The following is a 15,623-nucleotide window of genomic DNA, read 5'->3' on the forward strand; positions in this document are numbered from 1 at the left end:
AGCCGCCTATTATTTTACATCTTTACATCATGGGCTCCAGTTCCAGAGCTGGATGGCCGACTTCCTGCAGAAATTCAACGACTTCTTCCTCTTTGGTGGCTATTTCTTCATCGGCGATCATCTCGGTGAAGTTCTCGATGCCGTGCTTTTCCTCGACCTTTTTATTGAGCAGCTCGCCTACATCCTGCTTGAGGGTTTTGGGCATCCATACTATGCGGGGATGTCCGCCGTCAGCCGAGATGAACTTATCGCTGGTGATGTAAAGTTTGGAAATGCCGATGAAACCAGGCGTCTGAACGCCGCCGCCGACCTGACCGGCCATCGTGGAGAAGGTCATACCGGCCGGGGTCATACCGTCGAATTCTCGCGGTACTATCATGACTCCGTTGGCAGTAGGCACCAGAGTGGCTATACACTCAAAACAGCCGCAGGAGGTCATAGGAGCATCCATCATCGAATAGGCGCTGAATTCCGTGAGATTACCGCGCGATGCTTCTTCCAGATATTCATTGACACCCCGCCATTTTCCAGATACCTCATCCAGACACTCGCCTTTTTTGACCGGCTGGTTGGGACCTGAGGGGATGATTTCATAGTTGGCCTTGGCATCGAGCCAGGTATAACCGCCGCAGAGTCCCGATCTTTCGGGAGTAATTATGCAGACGTGATCGGGAGCGAAACTCTGACAGAGAACACAGGAATAAAAGGTGTCGACCTCCTCATCGGTCATCTCCCTGATTCTGTCATCGCGCTCACTATAGGCTTCACGGGCCAGCTCCTGTTTTTCCAGAACTTTTTCCTCTTCCGTGTAAAGCCTGACCTGGATTTTATCGGCTACCGCTCCGTACTCCTGATGCAGGCGGGCGTGGAGAACATCGCCGATATGCTCGATGGTGAATCCTTCGGCCACGGCTTCCTGAGAGATTCTGATCCAGTTGATATCGCGCTGACCGTTGTGCCAGATACCGGAAGCCTGGTTGAAATAGGTGTGAATCATTCTCTCCATGACCGGCTCGAAATCCTCCTGCATATCACGGCCATAAACATCGACAACTATTCCCAGCGGCAGCTGCGTTCCTGGTTCGACATCGTCTACATCGGGTCCTTCCAGCGTAACTTTCCCATCTTCCACTGCATCGGAGTCATCGAACATGCGCAGGTATTCAAAAGAAGGAGTGCGCTGGCCGCCGAACTCCACGTGTACATCTTCCTTGCGAATAATCTGACCTTCGAAAGCGGGGCCGTAGGAGACGGGGACGGGTACTTCATCTATTTCGACTTTCAGGCCGCGAACCTCGATGGCCTTCTGTACAATCTCGTCATGAATATCCTCTTCATCGGTCTGCTTGGGCATGGCCACAACGTGTTCATAGGTGCAGATGCCGGTGGGCAGAATTTCCGGTATATCAGTATCGGCTACAGTTGGGAAGCCGAAATTGATGGCTCCGGCAGCCTGAGCATACTTCCTGTCATCGACTTCGTCCAGGGCGAGCACGAAAGCATAAGTTCTATTCTTGTTATAGGTTAGATTGCGCCTATAATCGCCGGGCTCTACTCCACCGAAGGCCATGGCAACCCTCGAAGCAAATCCGAGGGCGAAAACGGTAGCCGTGATGTCTTTACCGAAGGGAACCAGTCGCGTGTCCCAGCCCATCTGGACGCCTTCTTCTCGCAGCTGCTCTGCGAAACTGACCCCTTCCGGGTTGGAGCCGCTCATGAATACATAGAGGTTCTTTTCCTGAAGTTCCTTGGCTATATCGACCGCAGTCTCGTTATCCGGAGCAGCTCCGACTATAGCAGCAAAACCGGGAGCGCTGCCGTCAACAAACTCAAGACCGCGCTTTCTGAACATGTTATCATTGGCTGCTCCCAGCCAGAAATCATCGCCTTCCGGCGGGCAGTTCTCCTCCATATGATAGGGAATAGGCTCTTCCACATATTTCAAGCCTTCTATTACCTCGTCCGCGAAGAGGGTAGCCATACCCGCATCGAGCGTGTGGCCCAGATAGGGTGTCCAGAGCTCATCGCTCGGCTCTTCAGGCAGCAGCTGTTCTACATCGTCGAGTACTGTTTTGAGGCCGCCGACAGTATCTATCTCTGTTCCGGTCATGGAATAATAGACCGGCAGAAAATATGCCGTATTGGGAAATTCTACTTTGGCTCCAGAATCGTATTCTTCTAAAGCCTGGTCGAGCTCCTCCCGGGCCTCCTGATAAACATCTTTTGCGCCTCTAATAGCAGCAGATGCAATTTTCTTTGACATTTACTTTACCTCCTTGCATTATTCAGGCAATTTTTCTGTTTTTTTATATGGTTATTTATTCCTGCATCTCTCTTCTCATGTCCATATCGAAGAGCACTCTCTCAGCACCTTCTCCGATGCCCAGCTCTTCACGCTTTTTATCGATATGATCGATCATCTTGCCGGCCATCTCCGAAGGTGTCTCAGCCACATCCCAGGTGGCACCGTAAATGTCTTCGATTTCATCGAATAGATATTCGGTGAAGACCTCGCTGCCGACTGTGGGGAAGTCACCGCCGAATACGGTATAGACTCCGGAGGTTACGAAATAATGTCCTATGGCGATGGCTTTCTCGCTCATCCACTCAGGAGCTGCACCTGCTACCGGCAGTTCGCTGACGTCATCACCGATGTTGAGCCGGCTGTTTTCCTGACCGACATTTACCATCTCGGCCAGAGCGTTGAGAATTCTGCTGTTATCGACACAGGCTCCGGCGTGCAGCACAGGAGGGATTCCGACTGCTTCGCAGACTTCGGCCAGCCCATCACCTGCTTTTTCGAGAGCAGTTTCCGGCTGCATGAGACCGGCTTTAGCACTGGCTATGGCAGCACAGCCTGTTTGAACTACCAGCACATTGTTGGCTATCAGCTCTTCTACCATCGGCACGTGCATTTTATCGAGCGGCATGGCAGCGTTGTTACAGCCTACCACTCCGGCCACGCCTCTTATCTTGCCGTCCTTGATGTTGCTGTTTAAAGGCCAGTAAGAAGAGCGATAACTGCCGCCCAGCATGTATTTGATGAATTCGTGTGAAAATCCAGCCAGGGCCTTTTCGCTCTCCTCGGGAATGTTGACTCCTTCGCGCTTGGGGAAGTTATCTATGGCCGCTTTGAGCAGTTCCCGGGCGGACTCAAGCGGCTGACTTTCGTCGAATTCGATATGCTCGGCCATGGGCATTTTGGCTTTTTCGGTGGTGGTTACCAGTTTGGTGTGGTAATCGGGCAGCATTCTCTCCAGCGACTGCATTATGCACTGAACATCGACCATCATCATATCCACAGCTCCAGTCGATATGGCCAGTTCCTGCTGCAGAAAGTTGCCTGCTACCGGGATTCCGTGTCTCTGGAGAAGCTCATTTGCGGTACAGCAGATACCGGAAATATTGATTCCTTCAGCACCTTTTTCCCTGGCATATTCCTGAATTTCCTCTTCCTGGGCAGCTATGGCGATCATCTCGGATATTAAGGGCTCATGTCCGTGCACAACAAGGTTGACCATGTTCTCATCCAGCACACCCAGATTGGCATCGAACTTTACCGCATCTTTTTTGCCGCCTTTTTCGGGCTGGCCGGGAGTGCCAAATAAAATATCCTGCAGTTCGGTCGCTATCATCGAACCTCCCCAGCCGTCGGCCAGGGCGGCTTTAGTGCCCTGTTTGAGAATGTTCTTATAATCCTGATCGACACCCATGGTTGTGCGGTGCATGGCTTCTACATTCTCGATATCTATTCCCCGGGGAACTACGCCGTTGCGGCGCCAGATATCCTTTCGCTTTTCCGGGGCCCGGGAGATAAATTCGAGCTCTCCTTCCTGACTGCCAAAGCTGGCCACCGCTTTTTCTCCGACCTCGATAGCTATCTCATTTATATCGCGATCTTCGGTCTCAACATCGAAAGTCTCAGCCACCTCTTTTAGCTTCTCTTCGTTTTTGATCTCATAACCGGGGGCCTCTCCTTTAGCCGCTTCCAGAAAGGTTTGAGCTACTCCGCGGCCGTGATCGGAGTGGGCTGAACTGCCTCCGACTATCATCCGGACAAAATTGCGGGCCACTATCGTAGCAGCATCTGCACCGCAGACGCCCTCTTCCTGACGGCCGGGAATTATTCTACAGGGGCCCATGTTACAAATTCTGCAGCAAATACCCTCCGTGCCGAAATTGCACTGAGGCTTCTGCTGCTCATATCTGTCCCAGGCAGTGCTTACACCGCTGTCCCGGGCATTTTCGAGAGCGGAGCGCGAAGCCATATCATCGGTCATTTCTTCATTATTTTTTTTCTCCTCTGACATTTTTGATAACCTCCTGATAGTCTGATTTTTGGTTCTGCTATATCTGAATACTTATGCTGGTGCTCTTATGCTGGTCGCCAAAATTTTAACTGTCATTCCCGATCCTGGTCAGTTCTTCTCTTGAATTTTCGTGCTATATTAAGATGATCGGAAACTTATCCTTCTGCAATCTCGCCGAAGAGGTCTCGTTTTTGAAAAATCCGGGCGATCTCATCTTCTAGAAGTTCTCTCTCATCTTCGGCAGAAAAACCCGAACGCAGAAGCTCTTCTTTGAAATCGATCACTCCCAAAAGATCCGAACCGAGTTCCTCTTCCAGCAGCGAACGCTCCTCCTCGCTTCTCACTTTGTTGGCGATAAATTCTATTCGGCCTACTCCGGCCTCCTCAGCCAGTCCCTGAATTGTCCTGGCCGTATCCACACTTATACTGCTGGGCTCCAGAACAATCAGCATAAGATCGACACCGGCCGAGGTGCCGCGGGTGAGATGCTCTATTCCAGCCCCCATGTCGAGAACCACTGCCTCGTCCCTGGTGAAGACCAGAGAGTTCATAATCGCTTTGAGAAAACTGTTTTCAGGACAGTAACAGGAAGAGCTGGCTTTTTTGACTTCTCCCATCCTCAAAAAATTCAAACCATTTTGTCTGACAGCATATTCCTCCAGAACATCGTCGACCTCGGGATTTAAAGTGTAAAGTCCTCCCTTTTCTCCGACCTTTTCCTTGATGACCTCATCGAGTTCAACAAGTGGCTTTACCTTTTCTTCTATTCCGAGCATAGCAGCCAGATTGGCATCAGGATCGCTATCTATTGCGTATACTTCGTAACCGTTTTCCTGCAAATATCTGGTGATACTGGCTGAAATGGTGGTCTTGCCCACGCCACCTTTACCTGATACTGCTATTTTCATTATTTCACTTCCCCGCTGAAAACACAGATTTTGTTAATACGTTCACATTAATCAGTTAGCTCTAATCTCTTTACTCCCCTGGTCCGGTCAGTGACATCTTTAGACGGTAACTTCCCGTCAAATCAGCTGTCTTTAGGATATCATTCCACTCCTTCGATGTAAAGTTATATTTAGAATTACCTGAAAAAAACATATTTCTCTGTAAAATAGCTAAAATAAGCAAAGATAGCGGCAGCTAATCGACTTTAAAAGCATTTAAACCGTTTATCATACTCCTTAAAGGGGTTTGAAAATTATTTTTTTCACAGCAGCATTTGTTTGAAAGATTGCTATGATTTAGTTTATCGTTTGAAAGATTGCTATGATTTAGTTTATCGTGGGTAAAAAACAACGGCTTTGAGCTGTCTTCCCTCTTTATTATTTCTTTATAAAACACCGTTTACCTGCTTACTAACTCTATTTATCACTATAAAAAATATTGAAACTTGTCAAAAAAATAGTTCCAGAAAAGTCTGCTTAAGTCTCCTGAGATTCGGCCATCACCACCGCCGCTGAAAGCGAGATAAATCGCACGTCAGCAGAATCCGAACGCGAAGTAACCACTATCGGTTTGCGGGTGCCTCCCAGAAGAGCTGCAAAGCGACCTCCACCCATGTATATAACGCTTTTCCCCAGAAGATTGCCCGAATTGAGATCAGGAGTTATCAGGATATCGGCCTGCCCGGCTACTTCACCTTCTATCCCTTTGATTCTGGCAGCTTCGGGAGAAAGTGCATTATCAAGAGCAAAAGGTCCGTCTACTATGCCTCCTTCGACCTGACCTCGATCAGCCATCTTGCTCAAAATAGCCGCTTCCTGAGTGGCGGGAATATTATCCCTGACTTTCTCAACTGCTGCCATCAAAGCCACTTTGGGCTGACTCCAGCCCAGCCTGCGGGCGGCATTTATGGCGTTTTGAATTATCTCTATCTTTTCAGAGAGGGATGGATTTATATTCATTCCCCCATCACTTATCAAAAACAAACGGTCGACGGCCGGAACTTCGGCCAGCACAATATGGCTTATCAACCTTTCCGTTTTCAGATCGTATTTATCTCTCAAAATTTCTCTCATCAATCTCGAAGTGTCGACCAGGCCCTTCATCATAACATCGGCACTGCCATCAGCCAGCAGCTCGGTCGAACGGCGGCAAATTTCAGCTTTGCCTTCAGCCGATATAATCCTCTCCTCATCCAGTGAAAAACCTATACTTTCTGCTTCTCTCTTGATGAGATCTTTATCTCCCACCAGAATGGGATGGAGAATTTCCTCACTCTCTGCTTCAGCCACCGATTTTAAAACTTCTCTCCCTCCTGCTCCGGCCACAACTACCGATTGAGTAGTCTTTTTTCTGGCTTCATCCAGCAGCTCTTCTATCGAATTGATCAACTTAACTACCTCCCATGTTTATATGCGGTTCTTCGTTCACAATCATCGTTCACTATTCACCAGAATCGCGCGATAAAGGAAACAAATATAAATATACCCAGACCCACCAGCGCAGCCTGAATCATCGGCCGCAGCAAAAAGTGCCCGCCCAGACTGTAGGCCAGGGACAGTATTATTGAAGCTATCAATAAAAACCAGAGCAGCCCGGGGCCTTCCATTTCTAATCCTCCTGCTTAAGATTATATTGTTTGACAATCTTTTCTGCTTCCCGCTTGATCGAGGCAGCCAGCCAGGCAGGGGCGAGCACCCTTGCTCTGCTGCCAAAGCTTAAAATGATTCTTTTAACCCATTCGTTGTTGGGCCAGCGGACAGTGACCAGGATCTCATCACCTCTTTCTTCGACTATGGCGGCCTCCGGAAAAAGTTTGCGCACCCTGGGCTCTGCCCGGCGGGAAAAAAGCAGATGACAGATCATATGTTCAACTTCTTTCTGGCGCTCTGCTGGAGTATCATCCTCTTGAAGCCCGCCATGAACCCCTGAAATGGAGATCCCTTTCTTGCCGAGCTCATAATTTCCTATATCAGCAAGCGCAAGATGTTCGTAGGTTTCCGTATCCTGAATGAAACCAGAAAGAAACCATTCCCGATCCTTAAAAATAAGATCGGCAGGTTCAACGGAATACCGGCTGAATCCTTCCTGCCGGTCGTGATATCCCAGCACAATAGTTCTTTTTTCCTGGACAGCCCGATAAAAATCACAGAGCTTGGTCAGTCTCCGATCGGTATAGCCTGAAGGTTCGATGGCAAATTCGGTCTTTTCCAGAAGGTTCCGGCCTCCCTTTTCCGGCATTGCCTCCTGGATAATCGCCACCGCCTCGGCGTTATTCAGTTCGGGCTCCTCTTCTTCAAGAGCGGCCAGATCAAACAAAAGATCGATAAGCTCCTCAAGAGAGAGAAAATCCCTGTTCAAATGAAAGCTTTCCAGCAGCGAATATCCACCATCAGGACCGGGCTCAGCTATTACTGGTACATCCGAGTCATCGATAACTGCCATTTCCTTATATATCGTTCGCTCTGAAACCCCCAGCTCGCAGGCTAACTCCCGGGCTGTCAGTTTTTCATGATGAAGAAGTTTCAAAATTATGGCCAGCAATCTATCGACAGACATCATTGCTCAACCTCCGCGATATTTGTCCCTCCTCATTCGGGAATGTCCTGCCCGTAATAATTATAGTGGACTTTCTCATAGGATAAATCTTCAAGACGACGGGACTCTTTATTATCCTCTGGATATCCCACCGCCAGAAAACAGGCCACTCGCAGCTGTTCGGACAGTCCCAGCAGTTCCCGGACGTACTTCTCCGAGCTCTTACCATCTTTACATTTACGCCTCCTGATCTGCACCCAGCATGATCCCAGGTCCATACCGGCAGCTATATTGTGCATATTGGCTGCTGCGATAGCACAGTCTTCAATCCAGACATCACTGGCCCGCGGATCGGCTGCCACCACTATGGCCATTTCTGCTCCGGATACAAATTCAGATCCTTCCTCTTTGGCCGCGGCCAGATCTTCTAAAAGATCCGGGTCATCAACCAGCACAAACCTCCAGGGGCGACTGCCCCGCGAGGTGGGCGAGAGCAAAGCAGCCTGAATTATCTGCTGAATATCCTCGCCTTCAACCTCTCTGCCGCTGTAATTTCTTATGCTTCTTCTCTCTTTGAGCAAATCGAGATACATTTTATCAGACCCCCTCCGCTAATAAAGATAAAATATGTTGATACGTCTGTGATAGTTTTTGATATAATCTTGAAGTAAGCAGGGTTTTAAAGGAGATAAAGGCAGCTGTATTTAATATTAAATACAGAGCCGTATTTTTTGATATACCGGTATTCATCCATTATTACTATTCTGCACTGGCTGCAGATCTCCTACCGAACTGCTTTTTTTAATTCATTTTTCGGGTTAATACCCGGCAGAGGAAAGGAAATAAGATCGCCATGGATATTACTTCGCTGCCGCTGCTCATACTCGGATTAAACCTGATATTCATCATAATTCTTATCTTCTTCGAAAGACGCGATCCCTCCAGCACCTGGGCCTGGGTCCTGATTCTGGCTCTGCTGCCGCTCGTGGGTTTTTTGGTCTATCTTTTTTTTGGCCTTTCGCCCCGCAAACGCAGGTATTTTCAGAAAAAACAAAAACACGACCGCAAAAAAATGATAACTCCCAACGACCGTGATTTTTTCGCTCCCGAAGATCAATCCGGAACCCGGGCCACTCTGGAAAAAAGCATTATCAAACTGGGTTTTAACAGTCGTGTTCCCTCGCTGGTGGGGAAAAATAATATTAAAATATATACTCATGGCGAGGATAAATTCAGAGATCTTTTCCAGGATCTGCGTCAGGCCGAAAAATTTATCCATATCAACTACTATGCTATCAACGGAGACTGGCTCGGGGAGGAATTATTCGACATCCTCACTCACAAAGCCAGCGAAGGAGTCGAGGTGAGGCTCCTATACGACAGAATGGGCTGCCGCAATCTGCCCGATTATCTTCTGAAAAAGCTGCGTTCAGCCGGGGGCAGAGCAGTAAAGTTCGCTCCATTTCTGGTAGACTTAAATTATCGGGATCACCGCAAAAATGTAATCATAGATGGTCAGCACGGATACATCGGCGGCATCAATGTTGGAATAGAATACGTGGGCGAGACTGATCGTTTTGGAGATTGGCGCGATACTCATCTGCGATTGAGCGGTGACAGCGTCGACAGCCTGCAGCACAGGTTTTTGCTCGACTGGAGTTTTGCCTGCGGAGAGGAGCTGCTCGATGAGGAAGTTTATTTTCCCTCAAAAGAAGAAAAAGGGGAAGCCGAGGTTCAGATAGTAAGCAGCGGTCCCGATTCAGAAGCACAGGAGATAAAAATCATGTTTTTGCGGATGATTTATGGAGCCTCAGACTCTATTTATATTCAGACACCTTATTTCATACCCGATGAGTCCATGCTGGAAGCACTCAAGGTGGCCTCTCAAACCGGGGTGGATGTGAGAATAATGATACCGGCGCAGCCCGATCATCCTTTTGTTTATGCAGCCAACAATTCTTTTGTGGGAGAAATGCTGGAAGCAGGTGCCCGCTGCTTCCGTTACAGGAAAGGATTTTTGCACAGCAAAATGATGGTAATCGACGAAAGGATAGGAACTGTGGGGACAGCCAATATGGACGTCAGAAGTTTCAAGCTGAACTTTGAAATCAACGCCTTTATTTATGATCAGGAAACTTCAGCCGAACTGGCAGAAATATTCCGCCGCGATCTGGAAGATTCCATCGAGATCACCCCCGAGCTTTATGATTCCAGAAGCTGGAATATGAAATTCAAGGAATCTCTCTATAGACTGATAGCACCTGTGCTGTAAAGCAGATCAATCCCGGCTAAATATACTGCTGTCGAGTCTATGTCTTCCGTAAACCCAGCCGGCGGCAAAAGAAACCAGAAGATCAGCTGCATCGAGCAGCAGTTCGGGGAGGGCAAGCCGGGTAAGGACGGTCATCAAAAAAGACCCCACCAGCAAAACAGCAACTGCATGCAGAATAGCCTTGAGATGGCTCACCCGCTTCCGGGCGTAAAAACGAGCCAGCAGCATGCCGGAAAGCACAGCTAAAACCCTCAGAATAACCTCCGCAGTCAAAAATTCCATCTATCTCCCTCCCTTCCAGCCCAGCCCTCCACAGTACACAGGCAGCCGTTCAGGCTTAATTATAGGTGCCAGAAACTCCATCCAGCTCTCTTTCGCCGGTATCGCCCTCAAGTTCAACCACCATCTGCACCGGCAAAGCTACAATCATCTCCCCTGGCTCTTCTATCCAGCCCATATCGACATGAATGGGGAGCGGTACGACGTCCTTCTCCAGACGCTTTAACCTGACCCGGCTGCCGTCATGCTCAAGTCGGGCTACATATTCTTCACTTTCCCAGCTGAATTCGATCTTCTGCACTCCCGATTCCTGATAGGGATGTTCCTGACGCAAAATTTCTTCGCCCCCCTGCTCTATGACCAGCTGCAGTTCATCATGCTCTTCGGAAGTATGCAGAAGGGGAAAGATTATACCGGCCAGGGACAGAACTACTATCAATACAACCAGCACGATATCCGTTCTGGTCATCTTTTTTAAAATCTTACTGAGAACATTCACAAACTAACACCACCTCTAGTAAGGTGCTGGCTTTTGCCCCTGGCACCCTTCATTAAAATTATAATACCAGGACCTTCTGCCTTAATAACTCCTGAAACTTTTGGAACAGGATTATTTCTCCAGTCCCAGGGCGTCCAGCAGCTGTCCTTTGACCTCATCCCACTGTTCCTGAAATTTATTCTCCATCTGCTCACGGGTGCGGGCTATGCGCCGCCGCGTCTCTTCGTCCATATTCTGGACTGCCTGCATGGTAACTGCATCACCATTTAACTGTCCCCGCTGCTGCTGGTCCTGCATCTGCTGTCTCATCATATCCTTGAGTTTGCTGCGCAGTCTCTCCTGTTCGCTGTTGTACTGCTGGACCACTTTAGAAGCCTGATCAAGTGCTCTTTCTGCTGTTCTGACCTGAGAACTGTCTTTAAGATCTTCCAGGGCCAGAACTGCCTGGCGTCTTTTCTCGATCTCCTCTTCGCTGGAATTCAGGCCGAGAGATTCTATTATCATCTCCTGGGCCATCTTGAGTTCATCCTCCTCTGCTCCAGAAAACTCCTGCCAGAGCTCGTCCGAATCGATCCCCCCCTGAAAATAGCGGCTTAATTTGGGTTTGATCTCTTCCCGGCGCTCGTAGTTAATGCTCCCCTCGGTATCCTCGATCATATCTTCAGCTCGCTCCATAGCCTTTTCATAGGCGCTTTTTATTCTGTCTCCATCATTATCAGCGATCATAATATGACAGCCTCCTTTGCTGAAATTTTTCTTGAAATCAAAATTTTTATTTTTAGTCCCGTTCAGCAGGATACGATCACCAAAAATTAAATCAATGCCTTACCGAGATCATTTTATCAAAGAACCCCCACTTTATACAAGTTATTCTGAAATTTAAGGATCTTCCCGTCTTCTGTTGGCAAATAGGTGTGTCAAAAACCCCATTTAGTTGTACTGTAAGATATAAAGCTTCGTTAAGATATAAAGCTTCGTTCACAATGAAATTTTTCCCCGATCTTATACGATATCTATCAACTGATAAGAGGAAGATCCAAATTTAAAAACCGGGCCCATAAAATAAGGCCCGGGTTTACCCTGCGGATATTTAATCCAAAGAAATTTTCTCTCTTTCAGCTGGCAGGACATAGCTGCAGTCATAATTATATATTGCTTATTGGAAGATTTAATGCTCTAAATTTTTCATTACAGCCTATCTCACCTGTATTCGGGCGGAATAATATCCCGCCGCACAAGGTCTTCATAGGTTTCCCGGCGTTCGATCAGCCTGGCCTTACCCTGGTTGACGATAACAATAGCAGGACGGCAGGCCTCGTTGTAATTATTGGCCAGAGGATAGGTGTAGGCTCCGGTGGCCGGCACAGCCAGAATATCTCCGCGCTCAGCCCGGGGAAGATCGATTTCATCGATCAAAATATCCCCCGATTCGCAGAATTTGCCCGCCACCGAAACAGACTCGATCGGTTCTTCATCGGCCCTATTGGCCAGAAAAGCGCTGTATTCGGCGTCATAAAGGGCCGGCCTGATGTTATCGGCCATCCCTCCATCGACTGCGATATATTTTTTGTTCTCGCTGACCCTCTTTATCGTTCCAACTCTATAAAGGGTGGTGCCTGCCGTTCCCACGATCGAGCGTCCCGGCTCAACCATAATCTCAGGAAGCCGGTAATTTCTCTTATCTGCCTCCTCACTTACCTTTTCGCTGATAAGCTCGAGATATCTTTCGACATCCACCTCGGGATTTTCTTCATTCTGCTGAATACCCAGGCCGCCGCCCAGATTCAGGCTGGAAAATTCCAGCCCCAGGTCTCTTTTTATCTCGTCCATAAAATCAAACATTATTTCGACCAGTCTTAAATAGGCTTCCTGTTCATATATCTGCGAACCGATATGAGCATGCAGCCCGGTCAGATTTAATACAGCGGAGGAGCTCAAACGCTCTATCAGCTGCCGGGCATCACCGTCTTTGATCCCGACTCCGAATTTGGAATCGCTCTGCCCGGTCATTATATATTCATGGGTATGGGCTTCGATCCCCGGTTTTAACCTTATCATAACCTCAGTTTGAGTGTTCAGCTCTTCGGCGGCTTTTTCCAGCATCTCCGCTTCCTCATGATTATCGATGAAAAAACCGCCTATTTCGTTTTCAAGACCCATTACGAGTTCTTCGCGGCTTTTATTATTGCCGTGGAAAAATATTTTTCTGCTCGGAAATTCAGCCTGGAGTGCCCGGTTGAGCTCGCCGCCTGACACTACCTCCACATGCAGGTTCTCCTGATCCAGAATTCTATACAGGGTCCTGCTGGCGAAAGCCTTGCTGGCGTAAAAAACCTTAAACTGCCCGGAATAGGACTCGGCCAGAGTTCGATAATAGAGTCGGGCGTTTTTTCTCAGCTCTTTCTCATCAAAGACCAGCAGTGGAGTTCCATATTCCTCGACCAGATCTTCTGCTTTAACTTCTCCTATCTCCAGACTGCCTGATTCCGATACAGACATCGTTCCCAGCTTATGCAAATTTATCAGCTCCTGTTTTGCGGATTTGTTAGCAGGTCCCGGCGTTCTCTGCGATAAAGCGGCAGTATTATAGCCATTATGGCTGTCATCACCAGAGCCAGAATCAGATAGGTCGGGGTAAAACCCATGCCTTCAGCCGCATTGACTCCGAAGATGGGGCCCAGCATGCCCCCCGCATCACCGAAAACTCTGTAAATACCCAGGGACTTACCGCGCAGCTCCGGCCGGGATACATCTCCCAGAAGAGTCAAAAGCGGACTGCTGGTGATTCCAGAACAGGTTCCCAGCAGCAAAAGACCCAGAGTGACTGCAGCCAGCGATCTAAATAAGGCCCAGCTCAGAAATGCCAGAACTCCCATCGACGCTCCCACCAGGCTGAAGAAAGACCTGGTGCTGGCCCCGTCTATAAATCGGCCCAGTATCAGAGTAGAAAGGCCTTTGGTGAACATCATAACGCCCATCAAAAGCCCGCTCATCCCCTCGGCCCCCAGACCCCCAAGACTCAGATCGATCCTTTCAACAAAGAGGGCAGCCGTAGATAGAAAAACTCCCTGGACAGCAAACCATTCCAAAAAGTTAGCCGATGAAATCCTGAGCACCCTGCTGTCGGTAAGGGCCAGCCTGACCGCTCTGACAGGACCCAATACCTCGGTCTCGGGAGTTGAATCTATATCTCCAGGGATCAAACTGTAGGCCAGCAGAGTGAAAAGAAACAAAGATCCAGCCGAAAAAGCAAAAGCTGCTGAATAACCGAAGTAATCGGATAATAGACCGCCGATGAAAAGACCTGAAGGCAGGCCAAAAAGCCCGGCAGTCCTGATATAGGCCGTTCTGCTGCCTCGATTGCTTCTGTCGGTCAGGTGAAACATAAAGGCATAGGTGGTGATAAAGCCCATAGCCGAGCCTATCCCATATAAAAAGCGCGATATAAAGAAGAGATGACCGGGAATTACCGGGCTCCAGATGGAAAATATAAATCCGGCTACGCTCAATGCTTTGATCAGAAGTCCCCATATCAGGGGGCCTCGACACCCGTAGCGATCGACCAGCTCACCGATAGCAGTGTTAAATATCACCCGGGAAATGCGGTTGGCTGAGATGATCATGCTGATAAAAAAGGGTGAGACCCCGATTACAGACCCTAAGAGCGGTATGATCGGGAAAGCGACCCCGCTGCCCAGCCCGTTCAAAAATAATATTATTCCGAGCAGCAGCAGTATTCGATCAGATCGCCGCCGGGAAATTTCTGTATTATCGTTTTTTCCGGACAATATCCTGACCTCCTCATTTCCCGGCCCAGACGAAAAATAAAGCCTTTTAGCAGACCCGACTCTGAACTTCTAATCTATAATTATAGAATAAAAGCGGGAAAATTTTAAGCGGACAGCAAAAAATCTTTTTTGTATACAGGTATTTTTTGCTTTCTCACGCCATAACGTGATAAAATTGAATTCCGTGGTGATATTTTAGGATCATCCAGCCATTATTACCGTGATAGTGATCTTATACGATATTTATCAGCTGTTTCGGAGAAGAGCCTAAAAAAACGGTCCCGGGCAGGTGAAAAATTTAAAAATGCGCTGTAAACTCTGCCACAACCAGAATCTCTCAGCCCATAGCAGCACAAAAGAAAAATCCGGATGTGATTTTTACCACTGTCCGGAATGTGATCTGATTTTTCTCGCCGAAAAACATCTACCTGATCCGGAGGCGGAACGCGAGCGCTATCTCGAACATGATAACACCTTCGACTGCCCGGGTTATGTAGATATGATGCAGGAGTTCATTGATAGTTTCCTCCGACCTTTTCTGCCCGGAATCGATCGGGCCCTGGATTTCGGCTGCGGCCCCGGACCGGTACTGGCCTCTCTGCTGGCAGAAAAGCTGTCAGAAGTGGATATATACGACCCTTATTTTTTCCCGGGTGAAGATTTTCGAGAAAATCAATACGGACTCATTACCTCCACCGAGGTCTGGGAACATCTTTTCAATCCGGCCGATGAAATCAGTCTATTGTGTGGGCTTTTAAAGGAAGGCGGTTATCTGGCCGTTATGACCTCTCTGCATCCCGGTCTCGACAAATTCACCGGCTGGCATTATCATCTCGATCGCACCCACGTGACTTTTTTTAGCTGGAAAACAATAGAGTGGATCAGCCGCAGATTCCCTCTGCAGGTTGCAATCTCTGATCGCGAAAAACGCATAGTCTGGCAGAAAGAATAAATAAGAGAAGAATAAATTCCTATTGCCGGCTTATTGATTA

General features: G+C 48.3%; 14 protein-coding genes. 2 read left to right on the forward strand and 12 right to left on the reverse strand.

The genetic code is table 11. The features are described 5' to 3' along the window. Positions 1-22 precede the first annotated feature (22 nt). The 7 genes from acsB to BLT15_RS00560 all read right to left on the reverse strand — a co-directional run bounded on the left by acsB (position 23) and on the right by BLT15_RS00560 (position 8,386). Positions 23-2,263, reverse strand: a complete 2,241-nt coding sequence (gene acsB, locus BLT15_RS00530; RefSeq protein ID WP_089757610.1) for an acetyl-CoA decarbonylase/synthase complex subunit alpha/beta — start codon at positions 2,261-2,263, stop codon at positions 23-25. Between the two features lie 55 nt (positions 2,264-2,318). Further along, on the reverse strand, positions 2,319-4,310 hold the full coding sequence (gene cooS, locus BLT15_RS00535) for an anaerobic carbon-monoxide dehydrogenase catalytic subunit (RefSeq protein WP_089757612.1): 1,992 nt from the start codon (positions 4,308-4,310) through the stop codon (positions 2,319-2,321). Positions 4,311-4,465: 155 nt separating this feature from the next. Then, positions 4,466-5,218 (reverse strand): ATP-binding protein, encoded by a 753-nt coding sequence (locus BLT15_RS00540; RefSeq protein ID WP_089757614.1) that lies wholly within the window; start codon positions 5,216-5,218, stop codon positions 4,466-4,468. Positions 5,219-5,734: 516 nt separating this feature from the next. Beyond that, positions 5,735-6,646 carry a bifunctional enoyl-CoA hydratase/phosphate acetyltransferase gene (locus BLT15_RS00550; protein WP_089757618.1) on the reverse strand — a complete coding sequence of 304 codons (912 nt, stop codon included), beginning with the start codon at positions 6,644-6,646 and terminating at the stop codon, positions 5,735-5,737. A gap of 56 nt (positions 6,647-6,702) precedes the next feature. Then, positions 6,703-6,864: a hypothetical protein gene (locus BLT15_RS13155; RefSeq protein ID WP_159429742.1), complete on the reverse strand. Its 162-nt coding sequence runs from the start codon at positions 6,862-6,864 to the stop codon at positions 6,703-6,705. A 2-nt stretch (positions 6,865-6,866) separates the two neighbouring features. Next, complete coding sequence (locus BLT15_RS00555) at positions 6,867-7,817, reverse strand: helix-turn-helix transcriptional regulator (protein WP_089757620.1); 951 nt, start codon at positions 7,815-7,817, stop codon at positions 6,867-6,869. A 29-nt stretch (positions 7,818-7,846) separates the two neighbouring features. Then, positions 7,847-8,386 carry a nitroreductase family protein gene (locus tag BLT15_RS00560; RefSeq protein WP_089757622.1) on the reverse strand — a complete coding sequence of 180 codons (540 nt, stop codon included), beginning with the start codon at positions 8,384-8,386 and terminating at the stop codon, positions 7,847-7,849. A 260-nt stretch (positions 8,387-8,646) separates the two neighbouring features. On the opposite strand from BLT15_RS00560, the gene cls reads away from it, so the two are divergent. Continuing rightward, positions 8,647-10,065 carry a cardiolipin synthase gene (gene cls, locus BLT15_RS00565; RefSeq protein WP_089757624.1) on the forward strand — a complete coding sequence of 473 codons (1,419 nt, stop codon included), beginning with the start codon at positions 8,647-8,649 and terminating at the stop codon, positions 10,063-10,065. A gap of 6 nt (positions 10,066-10,071) precedes the next feature. Here the strand turns inward: cls and BLT15_RS00570 are convergent, their stop codons facing one another. The 5 genes from BLT15_RS00570 to BLT15_RS00590 all read right to left on the reverse strand — a co-directional run bounded on the left by BLT15_RS00570 (position 10,072) and on the right by BLT15_RS00590 (position 14,631). Next, complete coding sequence (locus BLT15_RS00570) at positions 10,072-10,347, reverse strand: hypothetical protein (protein WP_089757627.1); 276 nt, start codon at positions 10,345-10,347, stop codon at positions 10,072-10,074. 55 nt (positions 10,348-10,402) lie between these two features. Next, positions 10,403-10,843: a NusG domain II-containing protein gene (locus tag BLT15_RS00575; protein ID WP_089757629.1), complete on the reverse strand. Its 441-nt coding sequence runs from the start codon at positions 10,841-10,843 to the stop codon at positions 10,403-10,405. A 111-nt stretch (positions 10,844-10,954) separates the two neighbouring features. Next, the gene (locus BLT15_RS00580) at positions 10,955-11,569 is read right to left on the reverse strand and encodes a hypothetical protein (RefSeq protein ID WP_089757631.1); all 615 of its coding nucleotides are present in this window, start codon (positions 11,567-11,569) and stop codon (positions 10,955-10,957) included. Between the two features lie 474 nt (positions 11,570-12,043). Beyond that, positions 12,044-13,342 (reverse strand): diaminopimelate decarboxylase, encoded by a 1,299-nt coding sequence (gene lysA, locus BLT15_RS00585; RefSeq protein WP_089757786.1) that lies wholly within the window; start codon positions 13,340-13,342, stop codon positions 12,044-12,046. 23 nt (positions 13,343-13,365) lie between these two features. Further along, the gene (locus BLT15_RS00590) at positions 13,366-14,631 is read right to left on the reverse strand and encodes an MFS transporter (RefSeq protein WP_159429743.1); all 1,266 of its coding nucleotides are present in this window, start codon (positions 14,629-14,631) and stop codon (positions 13,366-13,368) included. A gap of 304 nt (positions 14,632-14,935) precedes the next feature. Here BLT15_RS00590 and BLT15_RS00595 point away from each other — a divergent pair, with 304 nt between their 5' ends. Then, entirely contained in the window at positions 14,936-15,583 is a 648-nt protein-coding gene (locus BLT15_RS00595; RefSeq protein ID WP_089757634.1) for a class I SAM-dependent methyltransferase, read from the forward strand. Positions 15,584-15,623 lie beyond the last annotated feature (40 nt).

It is taken from the genome of Halarsenatibacter silvermanii (genome assembly GCF_900103135.1).
Taxonomy (GTDB): domain Bacteria; phylum Bacillota; class Halanaerobiia; order Halanaerobiales; family Halarsenatibacteraceae; genus Halarsenatibacter; species Halarsenatibacter silvermanii.